Here is a 22,480-nt window from a genome sequence, read left to right on the forward strand (position 1 = left end):
GTCAGACGCCTATGCTGCGTGCAAGGCAGCCCAGAAGAGACGATGCAGTAGGAGAGCCGGCGTGAGCTTGAGGATCGTTGTCTGTGTGAAGTACGTGCCCGACGCCACCGGCGACCGGCACTTCGCCGATGACCTGACCGTCGACCGCGACGACGTCGACGGCCTGCTGTCGGAGCTGGATGAGTACGCGGTCGAGCAGGCACTGCAGATCGCCGACGAGGCGGACGACGCGGAGATCACCGTGCTGACCGTCGGTCCCGAGGACGCCAAGGACGCGCTGCGCAAGGCTCTGTCCATGGGTGCCGACAAGGCCGTCCACGTCGAGGACGACGACCTGCACGGCAGCGACGTCATGGGCACCTCGCTGGTGCTCGCCAAGGCGATCGAGAAGACCGGTTACGACCTGGTCATCGCCGGTATGGCCTCGACGGACGGCACCATGGGCGTGCTGCCGGCGATTCTCGCCGAGCGCCTGGGCGTTCCGCAGGTCACGCTGCTCTCCGAGGTCTCCGTCGAGGACGGCGTCGTGAAGGGCCGCCGTGACGGCGACACCGCGAGCGAGCAGCTCGAGGCGTCCCTGCCGGCCGTCGTGTCCGTGACGGACCAGTCGGGCGAGGCTCGCTACCCGTCCTTCAAGGGCATCATGGCCGCCAAGAAGAAGCCGGTGGAGTCCCTGGACCTGGAGGACCTCGAGATCGACGCCGACGAGGTCGGCCTCGAGGGCGCCTGGACCGCTGTGGACTCGGCCGCCGAGCGTCCGGCCCGCACCGCCGGCACGATCGTCAAGGACGAGGGCGAGGGCGGCAAGCAGCTCGCGGAGTTCCTCGCGAGCCAGAAGTTCATCTAGGGAGAGTCGGCGGCGCGGGCCGGTTGCAACGCAGCCCGCGCCCCGCGGATTGCATTCGCAGGAGAGCAATCCCGTGACTCCTCCCCCGAAGGGGCTTCTCATTCGACTGATGAGACGGCCTCATGACGGACAAGCCCTGCCCGGAGCCAGCAGGCTCGGGCTGAGCGTAGCAGTCAACAAGTCTTCCCCCGGCCGAAGTTCGGGGTTCTCGCCCAGGAGTAGTAATGGCTGAAGTTCTCGTCTATGTCGACCACGCGGACGGCGCCGTCCGCAAGCCCACCCTCGAGCTGCTGACCCTGGCCCGCCGCATCGGCGAGCCGGTCGCCGTCGCGCTCGGCTCCGGCGCCGAGGCGACCGCCCCCGCGCTTGCCGAGCACGGCGCGGTCAAGGTCCTGACCGCCGACGCCCCCGAGTTCGCCGACTACCTCGTCGTACCGAAGGTGGACGCGCTGCAGGCCGCGTACGAGGCCGTCTCGCCGGCCGCCGTGCTCGTCCCGTCCTCCGCCGAGGGCAAGGAGATCGCGGCCCGCCTCGCGGTCCGCATCGGGTCCGGCATCATCACCGACGCCGTCGACCTCGAGGCCGGCGACGAGGGCCCGGTGGCCACGCAGTCCGCGTTCGCCGCCTCCTTCACCACCAAGTCCCGTGTCTCCAAGGGCACCCCGGTCATCACGGTGAAGCCGAACTCGGCCGCCGTGGAGGCCGCGCCGGCCGCGGGCGCCGTCGAGGCGCTCGCCGTCTCCTTCTCCGAGAAGGCCACCGGCACCAAGGTCGTCTCCCGCACCCCGCGCGAGTCCACCGGCCGCCCCGAGCTGACCGAGGCCGCGATCGTGGTCTCCGGCGGCCGCGGTGTCAACGGCGCCGAGAACTTCCACATCATCGAGGCGCTGGCCGACTCGCTCGGCGCGGCTGTCGGTGCCTCGCGCGCCGCGGTGGACGCCGGCTGGTACCCGCACTCCAACCAGGTCGGCCAGACCGGCAAGTCGGTCTCCCCGCAGCTGTACATCGCCTCGGGCATCTCCGGCGCGATCCAGCACCGGGCCGGCATGCAGACATCGAAGACCATCGTGGCCATCAACAAGGACGCCGAGGCCCCGATCTTCGACCTGGTCGACTACGGCGTGGTCGGCGACCTCTTCGAGGTCGTCCCGCAGCTGACTGAAGAGGTCCAGACGCGCAAGGGCTGACCTCCGCTTTCTCTACGGCCTGGGGCCGCGCGGTGATCTTCACCGCGCGGCCCCAGTCTGTTACGGGGGACCATTGACGCAGGTCGTAACCGCCGACTAACTTCGCCATACGGATTGTTGATTCCGTGGTGCGGAAAACAGGAGGGTGCAGGATGGGTCAGCAGGAGAAGGTGGCAACGAGCCTCGCCGGAGCGGTCAGCGAGGAAATCAGCGCCTCCCTCGCACCGGTGGACGCGGAGCTCGCCCGCCGCTACCCGGGAGACCCCGGCACTCGCCAGCCCGTCCACACGGTCTACGTACCCGGCGACGTCTTCGCCGCCGACACCATCCGTTCCTGGGGCGACCAGGCGCTCGCCGCGCTCGACGAGCACGCCCCGGACGCCGCGTCCCTCGCCGCCGTCCTCGGCCTCTCCGACGAGCTCGCGGCCCCGGTGTACGACCGCGTACGGGCCAAGCTGGAGCGCGAGCCCATCGAGGACCTGCGCATCGACTTCGAGGACGGCTACGGCGGCCGCGGCGACGCCGAGGAGGATGCGCACGCGGCCCGCGCCGCCCGGCTGATCACCGAGGCGTACGCGCAGGGCACCGCGGCCCCGTACATGGGCATCCGTATGAAGTGCATGGAGGCCGCCGTACGCGACCGGGGCATCCGCACCCTCGACATCTTCCTCACCGGCCTCATCGAGGCCGGCGGGCTGCCCGACGGTCTCGTTCTGACCCTCCCCAAGGTCACCTACACCGAGCAGGTCACCGCGATGGTGCGGCTGCTGGAGGAGTTCGAGAAGGCGCGCGGTCTGGACGCGGGCAGGATCGGCTTCGAGATCCAGATCGAGACCAGCCAGTCCATCCTCGCCGCCGACGGCACCGCCGCCGTGGCGCGGATGATCGACGCCGCCGAGGGCCGGGCCACCGGACTGCACTACGGCACCTTCGACTACAGCGCCTGCCTCGGCGTCAGCGCCGCCTACCAGGCCAGCGACCACCCGGCCGCCGACCACGCCAAGGCCGTCATGCAGGTCGCGGCCGCGGGCACCGGCGTACGCGTCTCGGACGGCTCCACAAACGTCCTTCCGGTCGGCACCACCGAGAAGGTCCACGACGCCTGGCGGCTGCACTACGGCCTGACCCGCCGCGCCCTGGCCCGCGCCTACTACCAGGGCTGGGACATGCACCCCCGCCACCTGCCGACCCGCTACGCCGCCGTATTCGCCTTCTACCGCGAGGGCTTCGAGCAGGCCGCCGCGCGGCTGTCCGCCTATGCCAATCACGCGGGCGGCGACGTCATGGACGAGCCCGCCACCGCCAAGGCGCTGAGCAGCTATCTGCTGCGCGGCATCGACTGCGGCGCCCTCGACACCGCGGAGGTCGCTGGGCTCACCGGACTCACCCGCGCTGATCTCGACGGCTTCGCCGCACCGCGCCGCGGGGACCTCACGGCCACAGCCAAGTAACAGTCAGCACCGCTGTCACCGCTGCCCCTTAGTCTGTACGCGACCACAGTCGCAACAAGGATCGGGGCAGCGGTGTCTTCGGGGGAGAACGAGCGGCTCGCCGACCGTTACCGGGTGATCGAACAGCTGGGCCGCGGCGGCATGGGCGTCGTCTGGCGCGCCGTCGACGAGGTGCTCGGCCGCGAAGTCGCCGTCAAGGAACTGCGCACCTACAGCGACTCGTCGGGCCCCGAACTGGCTGATCTCAGAGTGCGGATGCAGCGCGAGGCCCGCGCGGCAGCCCGCGTACGCCACCCCGCGGTCATCGCCGTCCACGACGTCACCGAACACGAGGGCCGTCCGGTCATCGTGATGGAGCTCATCGACGGCCCTTCGCTGGACGATGTGCTCAGCGAGCGCGGCGTCATGGACGCGCGCGAGGTGGCCGCCATCGGAGCCAGGGTGATGGAGGCGCTGGGCGCCGCCCACCGCGCCGGGGTGCTGCACCGCGACGTGAAGCCCGGCAATGTGCTGCTGGACCGCGGGGGCCGGGTGGTGCTCACGGACTTCGGCATCGCGGCGATGGACGACCCCGGCGACGGCGCCACCACCCATCTGACGCGCAGCGGCGAACTGGTCGGCTCGCTCGACTACTTGGCGCCCGAGCGCGCCCAGGGCCAGGACCCCGGTCCGGCGTCCGACATCTGGGCGCTCGGCGCCACGCTGTACGCAGCAGTGGAGGGCGCGGCCCCGTTCCGCCGCACCTCCACCTGGTCGACGCTGAACGCGATCGTCGTGGAGCCGCTGCCCGAGCCGCTGCGGGCCGGCGCGCTCGGACCCGTACTGCGGGAGCTGATGCACAAGGACCCGGCGCAGCGCCCCGACGCGGACACCGCGGCGCGGCTGCTCTCCGCCGTGGCGGCGGGCCAGGACACCGGCACCTCGACCGTGTCGCTGGGGACAGCGCCGCCGGCCGCACCGGATCCGGCGACCCGGGTGCCGACCGTGCTCAACGCGGCGCCGCACCGGCCCGACGGCTTCGGCCCCGCGGCGCCGCAGGCCCCGGCCCCGCCCGTTCCCGCGCGGATACCCGCACCCGCCCCGGCCGCGCCACCCGCGGCCGCGCCACCCGCGGCCGCGCCACCCGCGTCCGGCGCTCGCGGTCGCGGTCGCGGTCGCGCGAGGGTCCTGGTGACGGCCGGAGTCGTCGCCGTTCTGCTCGCCGGGGGAGGCGTGACGTACGCCCTCGTCGACCGTGACGGATCGGGCGGTCAGGAGATCGCGGGCGGCCGGCCTGAGAGCCCTGCGGCGAGTTCGAGCCCACCAGGGAGCCCGCTCGCGAGCGCCTCCGGCGGCAAGCAGAGCCCGAGCATCAGGCCCACCGAGCAGGGCGCCACCAAGTCGCCCAGCCAGTCCGCCAGGCCGCCCGCGCCCGGCAAGGGAACCGGAGGATCGGACTCCGGCGGCTCGACCAGCGGCGGGTCCTCGGGCACGACCGGCGGCTCGACCACCACGGGCGGTGGCGGCACCTCCACCAACGGCGGCTCGACGACCGGAGGTTCAAACCCGGCCCCGGCGCCCGTCTGCCACTCGATCGGCGGCGGCAAGTACAACTGCCAGGTCTGGAAGCAGGCGAAGTCGTACACCGCGTCTGGCACCGAGAAGGGGGTGCTCAACGCGGGCACCAACTACTTCTACTGCCAGCAGAATCTGGGCCGCCGCGAGACCTCCGGCCAGTGGACGAACGTCTGGTGGGCCAAGACCGACGACGACAGAGGCAACACCAATGTCTTCGTCAGCGACGTCTACATCGAGGGCGGCGACAACGACCAGCCGGTGCCGGGCCTACCCGTCTGCTGACGGCGGGATCTCGCCCGAGCCGCGCGGGATGAGCACCGTCTCCAGCGCCACCTGCGAGGGCTCGTCGTCCACGCCGTCGAGGCGGCGGAAGAGCCGTTCCGCCGCGGTACGCCCCAGGGCCGCCGCGTCCTGGGCTATGACCGTGATGCCCAGCAGGTCGGCGAGCTCGATGTCGTCGAAGCCGACCAGGGCGACCGGCCGGTGGTGCTCGGCCAGGACCCGTACCGCTGTGACCGTCACCCGGTTGTTGCCCGCGAAGACCGCGGTGACCGGGTCGGGCCCCGCCAGCATCGCGGTGACGGCGGCCCGCACCCGCTCCGGCGCGGTGGAGCCCAGCGAGACCCAGGACTCGTCCACATCGAGCCCGGCGTCCTCCATGGCGGCGCGGTAGCCACGCAGCCGCTCGACGGCCGTGTGGATCCGCGGCTGGTCGCCGATGAAGCCGATACGGCGGTGGCCGTGCGCGATCAGATGGGCCACGCCGGCGCGGGCGCCGCCGAAGCTGTCGGAGAGCACCACGTCCGCGTCGATCTGCCCGGCCGGGCGGTCCACGAACACCGTCGCGATGCCCGCCTTGATCTCCGGCTCCAGATAGCGGTGGTCGTGGCCGGCCGGGATCACGATCAGACCGTCGACCCGGCGGGCGCACAGGGCCAGCACCAGCTCCTGCTCGCGGTCCGGGTCCTCGGCGCTGGAGCCGTTGATGAGCAGCGCGCCATGGGCCCGGGCGACCTCCTCGACCGCGCGGCTCAGCGGACCGTAGAAGGGGTCCGCGAGGTCTTCCAGGACGAGGCCGACGGAGGCGGTGCGGCCCTTGCGAAGCACGCGCGCGCTGTCGTTGCGGCGGAAGCCGAGGGACTCGATGGCCTCCTGCACCCGGCGCTCGGTGTCGGGTGTGACACCAGGCTCCCCGTTGACCACCCGCGAGACCGTTTTGAGGCCGACGCCCGCGCGGGCGGCGACGTCTTTCATGGTCGGCCGATTGCCGTAGCGGGGCTCGGGCCCTCGGGGCCGCCCCGGCGAAGGCAGGGGATGGTCGGTCTCTGCCACAGCGCGCTGTCCTGTCGTCGTCCGGGTGTGTAAGGGTGTGGCGTCGAGCATAGGCCCTGGACAACGTTGTCAGGGGAATGGAGACTGTTACTGAATCCGCAGGTCCGACCAGCTCCCCGGGGGATCCGACACCGATGCATACCGACCTCGTCGCCGCGCTCGACATCGGCGGCACCAAGATCGCCGGCGCGTTGGTGGACGGCAGCGGCAGGATTCTCGTGCGGGCCCAGCGTCCGACACCTGCCCAGGAGGACGGCGAGACGGTGATGCGGGCCGTCGAGGGAGTCCTCGCCGAGCTGGCCGTCTCCCCGCTCTGGGCGCGCGCGCGGGCCGTGGGCATCGGCAGCGCCGGTCCGGTGGACGCGTCCGCCGGCACGGTCAGCCCGGTCAATGTCCCGGGCTGGCGTGCCTTTCCGTTGGTCGCGCGGGTGCGAAGGGCCGTCGGCGGTCTGCCTGTCGAGCTGGTGGGCGACGGTGTCGCGATGACGGCGGCCGAGCACTGGCAGGGAGCGGCCCGCGGCTACGACAACGCGCTGTGCATGGTGGTCTCCACGGGCGTCGGCGGCGGACTCGTCCTCGGCGGGAAGCTTCACCCCGGGCCCACCGGCAACGCCGGGCACATCGGCCACATCAGCGTCGACCTCGACGGCGATCTGTGCCCGTGCGGCGCGCGCGGCTGCGTCGAGCGCATCGCCAGCGGCCCGAACATCGCGCGCCGGGCGCTGGAGGGCGGCTGGCAGCCGGGCCCCGACGGCGACACCTCGGCGGCCGCGGTGGCCGCCGCGGCCCGTGCCCAAGACCCGGTCGCCGTCGCCTCCTTCGAGCGCGCGGCTCAGGCGCTCGCCGCCGGGATCGCCGCCACCGCGACCCTCGTAGAGATCGAAATCGCGGTGATCGGCGGGGGAGTGGCGAACGCGGGCGAGGTGCTGTTCGCCCCGCTGCGCCGTTCGCTGCGCGACTACGCCACGCTCTCCTTCGTACAGCGGCTGACCGTGGCTCCGGCCCTGACGGGCACGGACGCGGGTCTGGTGGGTGCGGCAGCTGCCGCCTCGCTCGGCCGTCACGACGAGGCGGCAGCGGTGGTCAGCAGCCGATCCTGAGATCGGCCCAGTCGGCGTGGTCGGAGTCGATACCGTCCCCGCCGTCGGTGACCACCAGACGTACGACCTTCGCGCCACTGACGTCCGCCGAAATCGGCTGTGCGGGCTTGGCGTTGGTCAGGACGCCCGTCGACGCGGCCTTCGTTCCGTCCGCCCAGATCTCGAAGGCGACCGTGCCGCGCGTCCCCTTCTCGTCGTCCACGCCGACCTGCGCGCTCACCGTGGTGCACCGGCCGCCGGCGTAGTACTCCACGGCGCTCGCGGCATGCACGCCCAGACCCTTGGCGAAGACCTGGCCGCCGATGGTGATCGGCCTTCCGTCGCCCGCCTTGCTCTCGCCGTTGCTGGTGTCCCTCTCCACCGGACCCCAGCCGTTCGCCGCGCTCAGCGCGCCGAGATCGCTGAGATACGACTGACCGGCGGGCGGCGCCACGACCACATGCACACTCCCGGGCACGGCGGCGGTCAGCCGCTGTCCGGTCGGGGAGCGGTACTTCGCCGTCAGGGTCAGTGCGTACGAACCGGGCGCGGCGCCCGGCGGCACAGCGATCTCCCAGCCCGTCGTCAGCTTCCTTCCGCTGGTGAGCACCGCGGTGGCGGCCTTGGACATTGCCTTGACGCGCCAGCCCTCGGGCCCGGTCAGTGCGACGGAGACGGCGAGCGCGGGCGTACGGCCCAGATCGGTGACGGTCGAGGTGAGTTTCCCGGTCTGGCCGGCCTCGGCCATCAGGCCTTCGTCGGCGCTCACTTCGACGGCCGGCGGCAGCAGCGCCCACTTGCGGTCCGTCGAGACGCGCACCAGTACCGTGCCGTGCGCGGGCACGGTCGCGGAGATCGTCCCCGCGGTGTTGGCTTCAGTGTGCCGCCACAGATCGCGCAGCCGGTAGCCGGGGGCGTCCGGCAGTCCGACTGCCTTCGCCGTGGTGGCGATCCGCTGCGGGCTGCCGCTCTCGTTGAAGAGCGCGACCGCGCGGCTGCCGTCCTGCATCTCCTTGGCCACCACCCAGCGTCCGCCCTCGGAGCTGATCACTGTGCCCTGCTTGCCCAGTGGGTCCTGGTCGATGGCGATGACCTCGCGGTTGCCGAGGATCTCGAAGGCGGAGGAGGGCGCCTTGCGGAGATCGGACCCGATCAGCAGTGGCGCGGCCATGATCGACCACATGGAGAAGTGGGAGCGGTACTCCGTGTCCGTCATGCCGCCATTGCCGACCTCCAGCATGTCGGGGTCGTTCCAGTGGCCGGGGCCCGCGTACTGCGCGAGCGGCAGATTCTTCTTCATGATCGACAACATGGAGCCCCAGTTGTCGCTGATGTCCCCGGTGGTGCGCCAGAGCTGTCCGACGTCCGCGGCCCACTCCCAGGGCTTGTTCTGGCCCCACTCGCAGATGCTGTAGACGATGGGGCGACCTGTTGTCTCAGCGGCAGCCTTCAGGGCGTCGCGCATCGTGGTGTACCGGAGCTTGGCGTCCACGCCCTGGTTGTTGCAGTTGTCGTACTTGAGATAGTCGACGCCCCAGTCGGCGAACTGCTGCGCGTCGCTGTACTCATGGCCGAGCCCGCCGGGGAAGCCGGCGGTGTTGCAGGTCTTGGTCCCGGCGCTGGTGTAGATGCCGAACTTCAGCCCCTTGGCGTGGACGTAGTCGGCGACGGCCTTGATGCCGCCCGGGAAGCGCACCGGGTCGGGGACGAGCTTGCCGTTCGCGTCGCGCTGCGGCAGTGCCCAGCAGTCGTCCAGATTGACGTACTCGTACCCGGCCTCCTTGAGGCCTTTCTCGACGAAGATGTCGGCGATTCCCTTGACCATCGCCTCGTTGAACTCCGCCCGGCAGTGGGTGGTGTTCCAGTTGTTGAACCCCATCGGAGGGGTCAGGGCGAGCCCTTCGTCGAGCTGCGCGCCGGCCGGTGCGGGTTCGGCCGGCGCGGCCGGGGCGCCCGAGGCGATCGCCGGAGTGCCCAGTCCTGCCGCGCTGAGCAGCGCGGCGGCCAGCGCTCCGACGACTCTATGGCGGGTAGTGCGGGTGGGAAGGTGACGCATCGTAACGTTCCTCCGTACTCGCGCATATTGGGATGACGGCATGTGTCTGTCAGTGGCGAGCGTTTACGGTAGGCCGTGTTGGAGTCTGTTGGAAGAGATGCGGTAACGGTTGTTCGATGTCTCGCCAGAACCCTTGACGACACCCCTTCTTGGGAGTGAGATCCAATCCTCGCGTTGGGTTGTGTTGAGTTGCACCCCGGAGGAGGGGACATGGCGCAGTCATCGTTCAACGGTTCTGCCGCGCCCGGGAGCGTGGCAGGACATCGGATGTCCCGGCGGAATCTGCTGCGGGGTGCGGCGGCGGGTGCAGGTGCGATCGCGCTGCCCTCGCTGCTCGCTGCCTGCGGCAGTGGCCCCGGCGGGGACGGCAAGACCATCACCATGGGGTCCAACTCGTCCGACCCGGTGCCGAAGAAGGCGTTCGCCGACGCCTTCGCCGCGTACGCGAAGCAGTCCAAGGATGGCCGGAAGGTCAAGGTCAACACCGTTGACCACAACACGTTCCAGGAGAACATCAACCGCTATCTGCAGGGCAAGCCGGACGATGTCTTCATGTGGTTCGCGGGCTACCGCATGCAGTTCTTCGCCAAGAAGGGGCTGCTGCACGACATCAGCGACAACTGGGAGAGCTACCAGGGCTTCTCGCCGGCCCTCAAGGCCCAGTCGACGGGCGAGGACGGCAAGCAGTACCTCACGCCGTACTACTACTACCCGTGGGCCGTCTTCCACCGCAAAAGCGTCTTCCAGCAGTACGGCTACCAGGCACCCAAGACGCTCGACGAGTACATAGCGCTCGCCAAGCAGATGCAGAAGGACAAGCTCGTCCCCATCGCGTTCTGCGACAAGGACGGCTGGCCCGCGATGGGCACCTTCGACTACATCAACATGCGCACCAACGGATACGAGTTCCACAAGAGCCTCATGGCGGGCAAGGAGGCGTGGACCGACAAGCGCGTCAAGGACGTCTTCGACACCTGGCGCAGCATCCTCCCGTACTGCCAGCCCGGCGCCAACGGCCGCACCTGGCAGGAGGCCGCCACCAGCCTGCAGAAGAAGCAGACGGGCATGGCGGTCTTCGGACTCCCGCACCCCGGCGCGCAGTTCCCCAAGGCCGAACAGGCCGACATCGACTTCTTCCCGTTCCCGGTGATCAACCCGGAGCACGGCCAGGACGCCGTCGAGGCACCCATCGACGGCTTCCTGCTCGCGAAGAAGTCCAAGAACCTCAAGAACGCGAAGAACATGGAGAGCGCAAAGGACCTGCTGAAGTGGCTGGCCACCGGCAAGGCGGAGGACATCTACCTCGCAAGTGACCCCAACAACATCGCCGTGAGCGACGAGGCCGACCTCTCGAAGTACACGCCGCTGCAGAAGAAGGCCGTCGAACTCGTCTCCGGCGCCAAGCAGATCTCGCAGTTCCTCGACCGCGACACCAGGCCCGACTTCTCGTCGACCGTGATGATCCCGGCCATTCAGACCTTCATCAACAAGCCGAAGGACGTGGACGGGTTGGTCAACAGCATCGAGAGGCAGAAGAAGACCATCTTCGCCTCCGAAGACTGACCGACGCCGGCCGAAACCGACTTGGAGTCATCACCCGTGCCGCTGACGCAATCTCCCGGGGGACAACCCCTGGACCCTCCCCCTCGGCCCTCCGGGCCCGGGGGGACTCCCAGGCCGGAACCGCAGGCCGCCCGGGGCGCCCCGAAGGGCACCCGGGGGCGAAGGAAGGTGAGCGTCTCGCGGCGCACCGCACGACGAGGGCCGCGGCGGTTCAACCGCCGCGACCTCGCCGTCCTCGGCGTGCTGCTGGGCATACCGATCCTGCTCGACGTGGCCATCGTGTGGGGGCCGACCCTCGCTTCCGTCGTGCTCTCCTTCACCAGCTGGGACGGCATCGGAGACATCTCCTGGGTCGGCACGCAGAACTACGAGACCCTCTTCACCAACTATCCGCAGTTCTGGCCGGCCGCCCGCCACAACCTGCTCTGGCTGGCCTTCCTCGGACTGATCGCCACCCCGTTCGGACTGCTGCTCGCCGTCCTCATCGACAAGGGCGTACGGTTCAGCCGCTTCTACCAGTCGACGCTGTACATGCCGGTCGTGCTCTCGCTCGCCGTCGTCGGCTTCATCGCCCAACTGGTCTTCTCCCGCGACCAGGGCGCGCTCAACGCGATCCTCGCCGACACCGAGTCGCCCACCGACTGGCTCGGCGACCCCGACCTCAATCTCTGGATGATTCTGCTGGCCGCCGCCTGGCGGCACACCGGCTATGTGATGATCCTCTACCTGGCCGGGCTGAAAGCGGTCGATCCCTCGCTGAAGGAAGCCGCCGCCATCGACGGGGCGAGTGAGACGCAGACCTTCTTCCGCGTCGTCTTCCCGACCCTGCGGCCCGTCAATGTCATCGTCGGCGTCATCACCGTCATCGAAGCGCTGCGCGCCTTCGACATCGTCTACGCCGTCAACAAGGGCAGAAACGGCCTGGAGCTGCTCTCGGTCCTCGTCACCGACAACATCATCGGCGAGGCCAGCCGGATCGGATTCGGCTCGGCCATCGCCGTCGTGCTGCTGCTCGTCTCCATGGGATTCGTCGTGACGTATCTGGTCCAGGAGATCCGTGGGGAGAAGAACCGATGACGCTCGACACCGCACCGGCGCCCGCCGCGACCCCGGCAGTTCCCGCGGCGCCCCGCAAGCGCCTGGTCCGCCCCGGCCGGCTCGGCCTGCACGCCTTCCTGCTGACCGTCTCGCTGGCGTTCCTCGCGCCGCTGCTGCTCGCGGTCTACGCCTCACTCAGGCCGTACGACGAGACCTCCGAGCACGGGTACTTCTCACTGCCGAAGAAGCTCTCCTTCGACTACTACCAGCAGGCCTTCAGCGACTCGGGGATGATGAAGTACTTCGTCAACACCCTCATCATCGCTGTGCCCGGAGTGCTGCTGGCGCTCTTCTTCGCCTCGTTCGTGGCCTTCGCCGTGTCACGGCTGAGGATGCGCGGCTCCATGGTGCTGCTGATGCTCTTCACCGCCGGCAATCTGCTGCCCCAGCAGGTGATCGTCACTCCGCTGTACGTGCTGTTCAACCGCGTTCCGCTGCCGTACTGGATGTCCGACTCGATGACGATGTTCGACTCGTTCTGGGCCGTCATCTCCGTCCAGGTCGGCTTCCAGATCGGGTTCTGCGTCTTCGTCCTCGCCAACTTCATGCGCACCCTGCCGCAGGAGATCCTGGAGGCGGCGATCGTGGACGGCGCGAGTGTGTGGACGCAGTACTGGCGCATCACGCTCCCGCTGTGCCGCCCGGCCCTCGCGGCGCTCGGCACGCTCCAGTTCACCTGGATGTACAACGACTTCCTGTGGGCGCTCGTCTTCATCTCCGACGGCGACAAGCTCCCCATCACCTCGGCGCTGAACAACCTCCGCGGCCAGTTCTTCACCGACTACAACCTGCTCGCCGCGGGCTCGGTGATCGTGGCGCTGCCGACGCTGCTGGTCTTCCTCCTGCTGCAGCGGCACTTCATCGCCGGGCTCACCCTCGGCTCCACCAAGGGCTGACAAGCGCGGCCCCCGTCCCGTCCGCGTCCGGGACGGGGGGCCTTGCCGTGCCACTAAGTGATCGCGTCCGCGGTCTGCTTGGGCAGGACCACCAGGAACGCATCCGAATCGAGGTCCATCACGACCTCCGCAGCCAGACCCTCGTCCCGGCGGGCCCGGGCGAATTCCTCGGCCGGCCAGCTGCCACGCGGGCCCCCGGCGGGAAACCTCTCCAACACCGTACGGCGCATCCCGCACCCCCTTGTCTCTCCAGCTCCAACGGCGCCTCGCATGCCGGTGTCACGGCTCGGGCGAAGCCATCCGTTCGTATGGTGAGACGCACCAGGGTTCCGGACGGCTGTGGTGAACCGGCAACAGCAAGGGCACAGTTGTGTCCGCGGTTGTGTCCGCGATCAACCTGCCGGTTCCCGACACGGGTTTCCGTGGCAGGGTGTTGCGGGCAATCCACAGTGGGCTACGAAAGAGGGGGAACCGTGATCGTCTGGATCAACGGTGCGTTCGGAGCGGGCAAAACCAGTACCGCGCGCGAACTGATCGATCTGATCCCGAACAGCACGCTGTACGACCCTGAACTCATCGGCGGCCACTTGCGCCACCTGCTGCCGCCGAAGCGCCTCGCCGAGGTGAGCGACTACCAGGATCTGCCGATCTGGCGGCGGCTCGTGGTGGACACCGCGGCAGCTCTGCTGGCCGAGCTCGGCGGTGTGCTGGTGGTGCCGATGACCCTGCTGCGTCAGGAGTACCGCGACGAGATCTTCGGTGGGCTCGCATCCCGCCGGATTCCCGTTCGGCATGTGCTGCTTCGACCGGAGGAAACGATCCTGCGCGCGCGGATCGCCTCCCGCGAGGAGCCGGACATCCCGGACGCCGACCAGCGCGTGAGGCAGTGGGCGTACGACCACATCGAGCCCTACCTCGCCGCCCTCGAATGGATCGGGGCCGACGCGCACGTCGTAGACACCAGCCGACTGGACCCGCACGAGACTGCGGAGCACATAGCCGAGGCGGTACGGAACGGGGACGCCGCGGTCTGCGAGATCGTGCAGACGCCCGAGCCGACCGCCGAAACCCTCGCCGCCGGAGTGCTGCTCTTCGACGAGGAGGACCGGGTGCTCCTCGTCGACCCGACCTACAAACCAGGCTGGGAGTTCCCGGGCGGAGTCGTCGAACGGGGTGAGGCGCCCGCGCGGGCCGGAATGCGCGAGGTGACCGAAGAGCTCGGCATCGAACTCGCCGAGGTGCCAAGGCTGTTGGTGGTCGACTGGGAGGCGCCGCGGCCGCCCGGGTTCGGCGGGCTGCGGCTGCTCTTCGACGGCGGCCGGCTGCACAGCGTCGAGGCCGGACGGGTGCTGCTGCCCGGATCGGAGCTGCGCGGCTGGCGCTTCGTATGCGAGCAGGAGGCGGCGCAACTGCTGCCGCCGACGCGCTACGAGCGGCTCCGCTGGGCGCTGCGGGCGCGCGAGCGCGGGACCGTGCTCAACCTAGAGGCTGGGGTCCTTGTCGGCTGAGGCGCGCAGCACCGCCGCGGCATCCTCGGTGAGGGGATCGCCGTGACCGAAGCAGACGGTGGACGGCGCGAGCGAGGCAAGGCGGCGCATCGACACCTCGGCCCGCGCGCGGTCCACATTGAAGACGCCCAGCATCACCTGACCCACGGCCGCGACGCAGTCGCCCGTGAACAGCACGCCGTGGCGGGGGAGATGGATGCCGATGGAGCCGTCGGTGTGGCCGGGGGCATGGACCACCACGGCCCCGTCGCCGAAGCCGATCTCGTCGCCGTCCTCGAGCTCGTGGTCGACGCGGGTGGGCGGGGCGGGCGGCACCGTGAGCCCGTGCTCGTACAGCGGAACCTCCCAGTCGAGCAGGACCGGCTCGGGGACGGGCCGCTCGCCGCGGACGACGGGGGCGTCGAGGCGGTGGGCCAGCACCTCGGCGCCGTACCGGTCCGCCAGCTCCTCGGCCGCGCCCACATGGTCCCGGTGGCAGTGGGTGAGCACGATGCGGCGGATGGAGCGGGGGCTATGGCCCGCGCTCCGTATCGCCTTCTCGATGTCCGCAGCGGCGTGCACATTCCCCGCGTCGATCAGGGTCAGCTCGTCGCCGTCGCGCCACAGGTAGGCCTGGCCGACAGGGAATCGGAACATGTGCAGTTGAGGCAGTACCTCGATGAAGTCCATATGGCGAACGTACGCATCGTCGTACGCCCGCCGTACGGATCTACGCTTGCGGCGATCTACGCTGAGCGCTTAAGCCCGCTCGCTCAAGCCTTCTTGGACTCGGAGTAGTTGACCAGGAAGAGCGCCTCCGCGACGGAGAGCCGCTCCAGCTCCTCGGGCGAGACGGACTCGTTCACCGCGTGGATCTGTGCCTCCGGCTCGCTCAGGCCGATAAGCAGGATCTCCGCGTCGGGGTAGAGCGCGGCGAGCGTATTGCAGAGCGGAATCGAGCCGCCCATGCCGGAGGCCTGCATCTCCTCTTCCGGGTAGGCGACGCGCATCGCCTCGGCCATCGAGGTGTAGGCGGGGCTGGTGACGTCCGCCTGGAACGCCTGGCCCTGACCCACCTGCTCCATCGACACCCGGGCGTTCCACGGCGTGTGCTTCTCGATGTGCGCGAACAGCAGCTCGGTCGCCTCGGCGGCGTCCTGGCCGGGCGGCACCCGCAGGCTGATCTGCGCCCGGGCGCTCGCCGGGATGGAGGGGGTCGCGCCGGCCACCGGGTGGCAGTCGATGCCGATCACGGTGACGGCGGGACGCGCCCAGATACGGTCGGCGACCGTGCCGTTGCCGGTCAGGCCGACACCGTCGAGAACCTTGGCGTCCTTGCGGAACTCGCCCTCGGGGTACTGCAGTCCCTCCCACTGCGCCTGCGCCGGCAGTCCGTCGATCACCGTCGAGCCGTCCTCTGCACGAAGCGAGTCCAGTACGCGGATGAGCGCGGCCAGCGCGTCGGGCGCGGCGCCACCGAACTGGCCCGAGTGCAGATTGCCCTCAAGGGTGTCGATCTGGACGCGGATCATCGTCATGCCGCGCAGCGTCGCCGTCACAGTGGGCAGACCCACCCGGAAGTTCCCGGTGTCGCCGATCACGATGGCATCGGCCGTCAGCAGCTCCGGGTGCGCCTCGGCGTACTGCTCCAGACCGCCCGTGCCCTGCTCCTCCGAGCCCTCCACGATCACCTTCACGGTGACCGGTATGCCGCCGTTCGTCTTGAGGGCGCGCAGCGCGAGCAGATGCATGATGAAGCCGCCCTTGCAGTCGGCGGCACCACGCCCGTACCAGCGGCCGTCCCGCTCGGTCAGCTCGAACGGCGGGGTCACCCACGCGGACTCGTCCAGCTTCGGCTGCACGTCGTAGTGCGCGTACAGCAGCACCGTCGGCGCACCCTCAGGGCCGGGCAGCAGCCCGTACACCGACTGCGAACCGTCGGGGGTGTCGAGCAGCGCGACGTCCTGGAATCCCTCGGAGCGCAGCGCACCGGCCACCCAGTTCGCGGCGGCCTCGCACTCACTCCGCGGCGCCACGGCCTCGTCCGCCACCGATTGGAAGGCCACCAGCTCGGTCAGCTCCGCCTTGGCGCGGGGCATCAGTGAGGCGATGGTCTCGGCGATCGGATTCGCGGTCATGGGCACGCTCCTTGTGGGTGCGACGTTGTGCGATGTGTGTAAGGCGACGGTGTGGTTGATCCTCGCACGGGCAGGAAGTGACCGCGCCGTAGGATGCCGTCGAGACCATGGTCACGCATCGGATCGGGAGCAGAAGCAGATCGTGAGCAGCGAGAACGCAGACGCCGTAGGAGAGCACGGCGAGCCGGTGTGGGATGTCGTCGTGGTCGGCGCAGGGCCCGCCGGGGCCTCGGCGGCCTATGCGGCGGCAGTCGCCGGCCGTCAGGTGCTCCTGCTGGAGAAGGCCGAGCTGCCCCGCTACAAAACCTGCGGCGGAGGGATCATCGGCCCCTCGCGCGACAGCCTGCCGCCCGGCTTCGAGCTGCCGCTGCGGGACAGGGTGCACGCCGTCACCTTCTCGCTGAACGGCAGGCTGACGCGTACGCGCCGCTCCAAGCGGATGCTCTTCGGCCTCATCAACCGCCCAGAGTTCGACGCCGGCCTGGTCGAGCAGGCACAGAAGGCCGGCGCCGTGCTGCGTACGGGCGTGACGGTCTCCCGGGTCGAGCAGCACGGACCCGCGGTGCCGGACCGGCGCACGGTCGCCGTGGTGCTGGCGGACGGCGAGACGGTGCTCGCGCGCGCGGTCGTCGGCGCGGACGGCAGTGCCAGCCGGATAGGGGCACATGTCGGGGTGAAGCTCGACCAGGTGGACCTCGGTCTGGAGGCGGAGATTCCGGTGCCGGCGACGGTGGCCGAGGACTGGGCGGGGCGGGTGCTCATCGACTGGGGACCGATGCCCGGGAGCTACGGCTGGGTGTTCCCCAAGGGACAGACGCTCACCGTCGGGGTGATCTCGGCCCGCGGCGAGGGCGCGGCGACCAAGCGGTATCTGGAGGACTTCATCGCGCGGCTGGGGCTCGCCGGATTCGAGCCGGCGATCTCCTCGGGGCATCTGACCCGGTGCCGCAGCGACGACTCGCCGCTGTCGCGGGGGCGGGTGCTGGTCTGCGGTGACGCGGCCGGCCTCCTTGAGCCGTGGACCCGGGAGGGTATCTCCTTCGCGCTGCGGTCTGGGCGGCTCGCGGGGGAGTGGGCGGTACGGATCTCGGAGGCCCACGATGCCGTGGACGCCCGCCGGCAGGCGCTGAACTACGCGTTCGCAATCAAGGCGGGGCTGGGTGTGGAGATGGGGGTCGGGCGGCGGATGCTCGCCCTCTTCGAGCGCCGCCCGGGGCTGCTGCACGCGGCGATCACCGGCTTCAGGCCCGCATGGAAGGCGTTCGCGGACATCACGCGCGGATCGACGACGCTGGCCGGGATTGTGCGTACGCATGCGGTGGCGCGGCGGGCGCTGGAAGCGATGGACCGGCGCGCCTAGCGCGCGGGGCGCGGCACTGGGCTGCTCGGCTCACTTGGTCACGGTGATCCGGAAGACGGGGTGCTTGTGCGCCGCGGCCAGCAGCTCCTCGTCCGTGGACTTGGCGTTGATCTCCCCGAAGAACCGGCCGACCTCCCAGCCCCAGCGCTCGAGGTAGGTGCGCAGCAGGACGGGCTTCTCCTCGTCGGGCAGCTCCACCGCGGTGAACTGCCTCGTCTTGCGGCCGACTTGGAGCTTTCCGCCGCCCGCGGCGCGCAGATTGCGCACCCACTGGGAGTGGCCGCGCGCCGAGATCAGGTACGGGCCGCCCTCGTAGGGGAGCGGGTTGACCGGGATGCGCCGCCACTCGCCGCTGGTGCGGCCGCGTACGGAGAGCTCAGCTGTGCCCATCAGGCTGATACCGCGGCGGGCGAGCCAGCCGATGGCGCCGTTGAGGATGTTGTCGAACCGGCCGGGCTTGATGTAATGCGCCTGCGACATGGCGATCTCCCTGCGTCAGCTGGTGCGCGCGAGCAGTGCTCTCCGTCAAGAGCAGTCTGCACCGGATCGACGTCGGCTTCGCCTTGATCTCCACTGTTCGCGACGCCCACCGCAGCACCCGTTCGTGCGGGCCGCGACCCCGATGCCGTACTGCACAGGGAGTACGCGTGATCGCCACGCCTGGCTGACGCCCGCGCGCCCGGGCCCGGTCTAGCGTGGCCGTTATGGAAGAGCAGCGCACCGGCATGTGCGGTGGTCCGCCGTGGGCACGGGGCGGACCACCGGGCTTGCGTCATTGGGAGGCACGGCGGAACGCCGCGAGACTGCCCTGGCCGTCGACTCTCGCGGTGGCCGTGTTCGTCATGGTGGGGTCGGGGTTCGCGGCGCACGGCCAGCCGGACCGTGAGCCGCTGGACGCCTTCGCGCGGGTGCTGCTGCTGGCGGGCCCCGCCCTGCTTCTGCTGCGCAACCGATGGCCGGTCATCTCCGTCTTCGGCGTCTCGGCGGTGGCGCTCATCTACTTCGGTGCGGGCTATCCCTACGGACCGGTCTTCTTCATCCTCGCCGTGGCCGCTTTCGCGGCCGTCGTCTCCGGGCACCGGCGCGCTGCCTGGTGGGCGATTGGCGGTTTCTGGGTGGGGCATGTGCTGATCGGGCACTGGCTCTACCAATATCTGCCGCCTGCGAAGGACGACGCCACGCCCTGGGGGCAGGACCTGTTCATCGCCGCCTGGGCGGTGGCGATCCTCGCGGCCTCCGAGCTCGTACGCGTACGACGTGAGGTCTGGGCCCGTGAGCGCGAGGAGCGGGCCGCCGCCGAGAAGCGCCGGGCCGACGAGGAGCGGCTGCGGATCGCGCGTGAACTGCACGACGTCCTCGCGCACTCCATCTCGGTCATCAACGTCCAGGCGGGTGTCGGCCTCGCGCTCCTCGACACGAACCCCGAGCAGGCCCGGACCGCGCTCACCACCATCAAGGCGGCGAGCAAGGAGGCGCTGGGCGAGGTGCGCCAGGTGCTCGACACGCTGCGTACGCCCGGAGACGCCCCCCGCGCGCCCGCGCCCGGTCTCGATCGGCTGCCCGAGCTCGTCGAACAGGCCGCGAGCGCCGGACTGAGCGTCGAGGTCGTAACGGAGGGCGAGGGTGCGGCGCTGCCGCCCGGCACCGACCTCGCCGCCTTCCGGATCGTCCAGGAGGCCCTGACGAACGTCGTACGGCACTCGGGATCGCGCACCGCGCGGGTGCGGATCACGTACGCGCCCGGCCGGCTCGGTCTGCGGATCGACGACGAAGGCCCGGCCACCGGATCGGACGCGGGCGGCAGCGGCAACGGCCTTGTCGGAATGCGGGAGCGGGCCGCCGCCCTCGGTGGCACGATCGAGGCCGGTACACGGCCGGACGGCGGCTTCCGGGTGTGGGCCGACCTCCCGGTGCAGCCTAAGGAGACGATGTGATCCGGGTATTGCTCGCCGACGATCAGCTGCTGGTAAGGGCAGGGTTCAGGGCGCTGCTCGATGCCCAGCAGGACATCGAGGTGGCGGGCGAGGCCGCCGACGGCGAGGAGGCGGTGCGGCTGGTGGGTGAACTGCGCCCGGACGTCGTGCTGATGGACATCCGGATGCCCCGGCTGGACGGTCTCGCCGCCACCCGCCGGATCACCGGGGACGAGCGGCTGGACGGTGTGAAGGTGGTCATGCTCACCACCTTCGAGCTCGATGAGTACGTCTTCGAGGCGATCCGCTCCGGCGCGTCGGGCTTCCTGGTGAAGGACACCGAACCGGAGGAACTGCTGCGTGCGGTAAGGGCGGTGGTGGAGGGGGACGCGTTGCTGTCGCCGGGCGTGACGCGCCGGCTGATCGCGGAGTTCGCGGCCCGCTCCAAGCCGCCCGCGGACGCCGAGCGCCTCGGCGAGCTCACCGAACGGGAGCGCGAGGTGATGGCCCTGGTCGGAATCGGCCTGTCCAACGAGGAGATCGCCCGCCGACTGGTCGTCAGCCCACTCACCGCCAAGACCCATGTGAGCCGCACCATGGTGAAGCTCGGAGCCCGCGACCGGGCCCAACTGGTCGTGCTGGCCTACGAGTCGGGGCTGGTGCGGCCCGGCTGGCTGGGCTGACCGGGCTTGATCGGCTGACCGTGCCCGGGAAAGCGCCACAGCACGGTAACGACGCGCAGCACGAAGACGACCAGGGCAGCCACGGTGGCGCCGATGAGCAGCCCGCGCTCGGCGGCGTGCATGGGGATCACCATCATCGGTGCAGCGATCGCCAAGAACGTCAGCCCCGCGACCAGGAACCCGCTGACGAGTGCGTAGCCGGTCTCGACCGTGATCGCGTCCCGTTCCGCCTGTGTACGTCGCCCCATGCCCGAAGTGTCACAGGGCGGCGGCCGACGGGCAAGAACTCCCGTCGGCCGCCGCCCCCTTGAGCACGGTTCCGGTCAGTCGCCGACCGTCACCCGCTCGGGCTCGGAATCCGGTACGGACTTCGCGACCAGGACGGTTTCCTGGCGCCCACGCCGGGTGCGCAGTCCCGTCAGCGTGATGAGCAGTCCGGCCGCCGCGACCGCCGTCACCACCACCAGACCGGGCCGGAAGCTGTCCAGCACCTCCTGCGGGGAGCCGCCGTCGCTGCCGTCCGCGGTGATCACCGCGGTGACCACGGCCAGGAAGATGGCCCCGCCGACCTGGATCGAGGTGTTCAGCAGGCCGGAGACCATGCCCTGTTCGTGGTCCTCCACCCCGTTGGTGGCCTGGATGTTGAGCGAGGGGAAGACCAGCGCGCAGGCCGCGCCGAGCAGCAGCATCGACGGCAGGATCGCAGCGGCGTAGCTCGGTGAGAGGTCGACCTGGAGGAAGAGCGCGTACGCGACCACCAGCAGCGAGAAGCCGACCGCGATCACACGTGGCGTGCCGAACCGGTCGACGACTGAGCCGATCTTCGTCGAGGAGAGCGCCACCAGCGCGCCCGCCGGAAGGAAGGCCAGCGCCGTCTGCAGCGCCGACCAGCCGAGCAGGGACTGCATGTACTGCGTGACGAGGAACTGGAAACCGACGTACGAGCCGAAGAAGAAGGCCGCGCCGAGATTGGCCCGGATCTGGCTGCCCGCGCGCAGTACACCCAGCCGGATCAGCGGATGCGAGCTGCGCCGTTCGATGGTGACGAACGCGGTGAGCAGCGCGGCGACGGCCAGGAAGGACAGCAGCGTGCGGGCCGAGGCCCAGCCTGCTTCGGGAGCCTGTACGACGGTGAAGACCAGCAGCAGCATCGAGGCCGTGCCGGTGACGGCGCCCGGCACGTCGTACCCCTTGCCGGAGTCTTCACGGCTGCTCTGCGGGATCAGCTTGATGCCGGCCACGAGCGCGATCAGGGCGATGGGCGCGGGAAGCAGCATCGTCAGGCGCCAGCTCACCTCGGTGAGCAGCCCGGACAGCACCAGGCCCATGGAGAAGCCGGTGGCGGCGCAGGTGGTGTAGATGGCCAGCGCGCGGTTGCGCTGGGGACCTTCCTTGAAGGTCGTGGTGATGATGGAGAGCCCGGCGGGCGCGGTGAACGCGGCGCTCAGCCCCTTGATGAAGCGGCTGGCGATCAGCAGCGGTCCGGAGTCGACGAGTCCCCCGAGCAGCGAGGCCAGCGCGAAGACGGCGAGCGCGATCAGGAACACCCGGCGCCGGCCGAGGAGGTCGGCGGCGCGGCCGCCGAGCAGCAGGAGGCCGCCGTATCCGAGGATGTAGCCGCTGACGATCCACTGCAGGGCCGAGGTGGACAGGTCGAGATCGGTGGCGATCGAGGGCAGGGCGACGCCGACCATCGAGACGTCGAGGGCGTCGAGGAACATCGCGGCGCAGAGCACGAGCAGGGTGCCCCACAGTCGCGGGCTCCAGCGTTCCTGCACTGCGGGGTCGGTGAGCGGAGAGGTCATGGAGAGGACAGTACATGCACATGCATTG

At 70.2% G+C, this 22,480-nt stretch carries 20 protein-coding genes; 12 read left to right on the top strand and 8 right to left on the bottom strand.

Annotated features, from left to right (window positions below; translation table 11 throughout):
* The first annotated feature begins 61 nt into the window (after positions 1–61).
* The 4 genes from QFZ67_RS34415 (at position 62) to QFZ67_RS34430 (ending at position 5,324) form a co-directional block, all read left to right on the top strand.
* Complete coding sequence (locus QFZ67_RS34415; protein ID WP_307664943.1) at positions 62–847, top strand: electron transfer flavoprotein subunit beta/FixA family protein; 786 nt, start codon at positions 62–64, stop codon at positions 845–847.
* Between the two features lie 224 nt (positions 848–1,071).
* Positions 1,072–2,034 carry an electron transfer flavoprotein subunit alpha/FixB family protein gene (locus tag QFZ67_RS34420; protein WP_307664944.1) on the top strand — a complete coding sequence of 321 codons (963 nt, stop codon included), beginning with the start codon at positions 1,072–1,074 and terminating at the stop codon, positions 2,032–2,034.
* Positions 2,035–2,186: 152 nt separating this feature from the next.
* Positions 2,187–3,485: an aldolase/citrate lyase family protein gene (locus QFZ67_RS34425; protein ID WP_307664945.1), complete on the top strand. Its 1,299-nt coding sequence runs from the start codon at positions 2,187–2,189 to the stop codon at positions 3,483–3,485.
* Positions 3,486–3,557: 72 nt separating this feature from the next.
* The gene (locus QFZ67_RS34430) at positions 3,558–5,324 is read left to right on the top strand and encodes a serine/threonine-protein kinase (RefSeq protein WP_307664946.1); all 1,767 of its coding nucleotides are present in this window, start codon (positions 3,558–3,560) and stop codon (positions 5,322–5,324) included.
* Here QFZ67_RS34430 and QFZ67_RS34435 read toward each other — a convergent pair.
* Positions 5,310–6,296, bottom strand: a complete 987-nt coding sequence (locus tag QFZ67_RS34435) for a LacI family DNA-binding transcriptional regulator (RefSeq protein WP_307664947.1) — start codon at positions 6,294–6,296, stop codon at positions 5,310–5,312. The genes QFZ67_RS34430 and QFZ67_RS34435 overlap by 15 nt on opposite strands.
* 212 nt (positions 6,297–6,508) lie before the next feature.
* On the opposite strand from QFZ67_RS34435, the gene QFZ67_RS34440 reads away from it, so the two are divergent.
* Positions 6,509–7,474, top strand: coding sequence for an ROK family protein (locus QFZ67_RS34440; RefSeq protein ID WP_307664948.1), 966 nt, complete (start codon positions 6,509–6,511; stop codon positions 7,472–7,474).
* Here the strand turns inward: QFZ67_RS34440 and QFZ67_RS34445 are convergent.
* The gene (locus tag QFZ67_RS34445; RefSeq protein ID WP_307664949.1) at positions 7,458–9,509 is read right to left on the bottom strand and encodes an NPCBM/NEW2 domain-containing protein; all 2,052 of its coding nucleotides are present in this window, start codon (positions 9,507–9,509) and stop codon (positions 7,458–7,460) included. The two genes, QFZ67_RS34440 and QFZ67_RS34445, sit on opposite strands and share 17 nt — an antisense overlap.
* 267 nt (positions 9,510–9,776) lie before the next feature.
* Here QFZ67_RS34445 and QFZ67_RS34450 point away from each other — a divergent pair, with 267 nt between their 5' ends.
* From QFZ67_RS34450 to QFZ67_RS34460, 3 genes are all read left to right on the top strand, one after another.
* Positions 9,777–11,072, top strand: a complete 1,296-nt coding sequence (locus tag QFZ67_RS34450) for an ABC transporter substrate-binding protein (protein WP_307666077.1) — start codon at positions 9,777–9,779, stop codon at positions 11,070–11,072.
* A gap of 168 nt (positions 11,073–11,240) precedes the next feature.
* Entirely contained in the window at positions 11,241–12,149 is a 909-nt protein-coding gene (locus tag QFZ67_RS34455; protein WP_307664950.1) for a carbohydrate ABC transporter permease, read from the top strand.
* A complete protein-coding gene (locus tag QFZ67_RS34460; protein WP_307664951.1) occupies positions 12,146–13,066 on the top strand; it encodes a carbohydrate ABC transporter permease in 921 nt (306 codons plus the stop codon). Before QFZ67_RS34455 ends, QFZ67_RS34460 begins: the two co-directional genes overlap by 4 nt.
* A 53-nt stretch (positions 13,067–13,119) precedes the next feature.
* On the opposite strand, the gene QFZ67_RS34465 is transcribed toward QFZ67_RS34460, so the two are convergent.
* Positions 13,120–13,296, bottom strand: coding sequence for a hypothetical protein (locus tag QFZ67_RS34465; RefSeq protein ID WP_307664952.1), 177 nt, complete (start codon positions 13,294–13,296; stop codon positions 13,120–13,122).
* 243 nt (positions 13,297–13,539) lie between these two features.
* On the opposite strand from QFZ67_RS34465, the gene QFZ67_RS34470 reads away from it, so the two are divergent.
* Complete coding sequence (locus QFZ67_RS34470) at positions 13,540–14,574, top strand: NUDIX hydrolase (RefSeq protein WP_307664953.1); 1,035 nt, start codon at positions 13,540–13,542, stop codon at positions 14,572–14,574.
* On the opposite strand, the gene QFZ67_RS34475 is transcribed toward QFZ67_RS34470, so the two are convergent.
* Both QFZ67_RS34475 and QFZ67_RS34480 read right to left on the bottom strand, forming a co-directional pair.
* Positions 14,548–15,243, bottom strand: coding sequence for an MBL fold metallo-hydrolase (locus QFZ67_RS34475; RefSeq protein ID WP_307664954.1), 696 nt, complete (start codon positions 15,241–15,243; stop codon positions 14,548–14,550). The genes QFZ67_RS34470 and QFZ67_RS34475 overlap by 27 nt on opposite strands.
* A gap of 83 nt (positions 15,244–15,326) precedes the next feature.
* Positions 15,327–16,691, bottom strand: coding sequence for a dipeptidase (locus QFZ67_RS34480; RefSeq protein ID WP_307664955.1), 1,365 nt, complete (start codon positions 16,689–16,691; stop codon positions 15,327–15,329).
* Positions 16,692–16,833: 142 nt separating this feature from the next.
* Here QFZ67_RS34480 and QFZ67_RS34485 point away from each other — a divergent pair, with 142 nt between their 5' ends.
* A complete protein-coding gene (locus QFZ67_RS34485; RefSeq protein WP_307664956.1) occupies positions 16,834–18,051 on the top strand; it encodes a geranylgeranyl reductase family protein in 1,218 nt (405 codons plus the stop codon).
* A gap of 30 nt (positions 18,052–18,081) precedes the next feature.
* Here QFZ67_RS34485 and QFZ67_RS34490 read toward each other — a convergent pair whose 3' ends face one another.
* The gene (locus QFZ67_RS34490) at positions 18,082–18,531 is read right to left on the bottom strand and encodes a nitroreductase family deazaflavin-dependent oxidoreductase (RefSeq protein ID WP_307664957.1); all 450 of its coding nucleotides are present in this window, start codon (positions 18,529–18,531) and stop codon (positions 18,082–18,084) included.
* 224 nt (positions 18,532–18,755) lie between these two features.
* Here QFZ67_RS34490 and QFZ67_RS34495 point away from each other — a divergent pair, with 224 nt between their 5' ends.
* Together QFZ67_RS34495 and QFZ67_RS34500 are read left to right on the top strand one after the other, a co-directional pair.
* Complete coding sequence (locus tag QFZ67_RS34495; protein ID WP_307664958.1) at positions 18,756–19,985, top strand: sensor histidine kinase; 1,230 nt, start codon at positions 18,756–18,758, stop codon at positions 19,983–19,985.
* Positions 19,982–20,647 carry a response regulator transcription factor gene (locus QFZ67_RS34500; RefSeq protein WP_307664959.1) on the top strand — a complete coding sequence of 222 codons (666 nt, stop codon included), beginning with the start codon at positions 19,982–19,984 and terminating at the stop codon, positions 20,645–20,647. Before QFZ67_RS34495 ends, QFZ67_RS34500 begins: the two co-directional genes overlap by 4 nt.
* On the opposite strand, the gene QFZ67_RS34505 is transcribed toward QFZ67_RS34500, so the two are convergent.
* The gene (locus QFZ67_RS34505) at positions 20,608–20,895 is read right to left on the bottom strand and encodes a DUF6332 family protein (protein WP_307664960.1); all 288 of its coding nucleotides are present in this window, start codon (positions 20,893–20,895) and stop codon (positions 20,608–20,610) included. The genes QFZ67_RS34500 and QFZ67_RS34505 overlap by 40 nt on opposite strands.
* 75 nt (positions 20,896–20,970) lie before the next feature.
* The gene (locus QFZ67_RS34510; protein ID WP_307664961.1) at positions 20,971–22,452 is read right to left on the bottom strand and encodes an MFS transporter; all 1,482 of its coding nucleotides are present in this window, start codon (positions 22,450–22,452) and stop codon (positions 20,971–20,973) included.
* Between the last annotated feature and the right edge of the window lie 28 nt (positions 22,453–22,480).

Origin of the sequence: Streptomyces sp. V1I1, from assembly GCF_030817355.1 — a bacterium.
Taxonomy (GTDB): Bacteria; Actinomycetota; Actinomycetes; order Streptomycetales; family Streptomycetaceae; genus Streptomyces.

Coding starts and splice junctions, on each gene's coding strand:
- QFZ67_RS34505 (WP_307664960.1), bottom strand. CDS start 20,895: ATGGGGCGACGTACACAGGCGGAACGGGACGCGATCACGGTCGAGACC.
- QFZ67_RS34475 (WP_307664954.1), bottom strand. CDS start 15,243: ATGGACTTCATCGAGGTACTGCCTCAACTGCACATGTTCCGATTCCCT.
- QFZ67_RS34480 (WP_307664955.1), bottom strand. CDS start 16,691: ATGACCGCGAATCCGATCGCCGAGACCATCGCCTCACTGATGCCCCGC.
- QFZ67_RS34440 (WP_307664948.1), top strand. CDS start 6,509: ATGCATACCGACCTCGTCGCCGCGCTCGACATCGGCGGCACCAAGATC.
- QFZ67_RS34510 (WP_307664961.1), bottom strand. CDS start 22,452: ATGACCTCTCCGCTCACCGACCCCGCAGTGCAGGAACGCTGGAGCCCG.
- QFZ67_RS34495 (WP_307664958.1), top strand. CDS start 18,756: ATGGAAGAGCAGCGCACCGGCATGTGCGGTGGTCCGCCGTGGGCACGG.
- QFZ67_RS34420 (WP_307664944.1), top strand. CDS start 1,072: ATGGCTGAAGTTCTCGTCTATGTCGACCACGCGGACGGCGCCGTCCGC.
- QFZ67_RS34465 (WP_307664952.1), bottom strand. CDS start 13,296: ATGCGCCGTACGGTGTTGGAGAGGTTTCCCGCCGGGGGCCCGCGTGGC.
- QFZ67_RS34450 (WP_307666077.1), top strand. CDS start 9,777: ATGTCCCGGCGGAATCTGCTGCGGGGTGCGGCGGCGGGTGCAGGTGCG.
- QFZ67_RS34460 (WP_307664951.1), top strand. CDS start 12,146: ATGACGCTCGACACCGCACCGGCGCCCGCCGCGACCCCGGCAGTTCCC.
- QFZ67_RS34490 (WP_307664957.1), bottom strand. CDS start 18,531: ATGTCGCAGGCGCATTACATCAAGCCCGGCCGGTTCGACAACATCCTC.
- QFZ67_RS34435 (WP_307664947.1), bottom strand. CDS start 6,296: ATGAAAGACGTCGCCGCCCGCGCGGGCGTCGGCCTCAAAACGGTCTCG.
- QFZ67_RS34425 (WP_307664945.1), top strand. CDS start 2,187: ATGGGTCAGCAGGAGAAGGTGGCAACGAGCCTCGCCGGAGCGGTCAGC.
- QFZ67_RS34445 (WP_307664949.1), bottom strand. CDS start 9,509: ATGCGTCACCTTCCCACCCGCACTACCCGCCATAGAGTCGTCGGAGCG.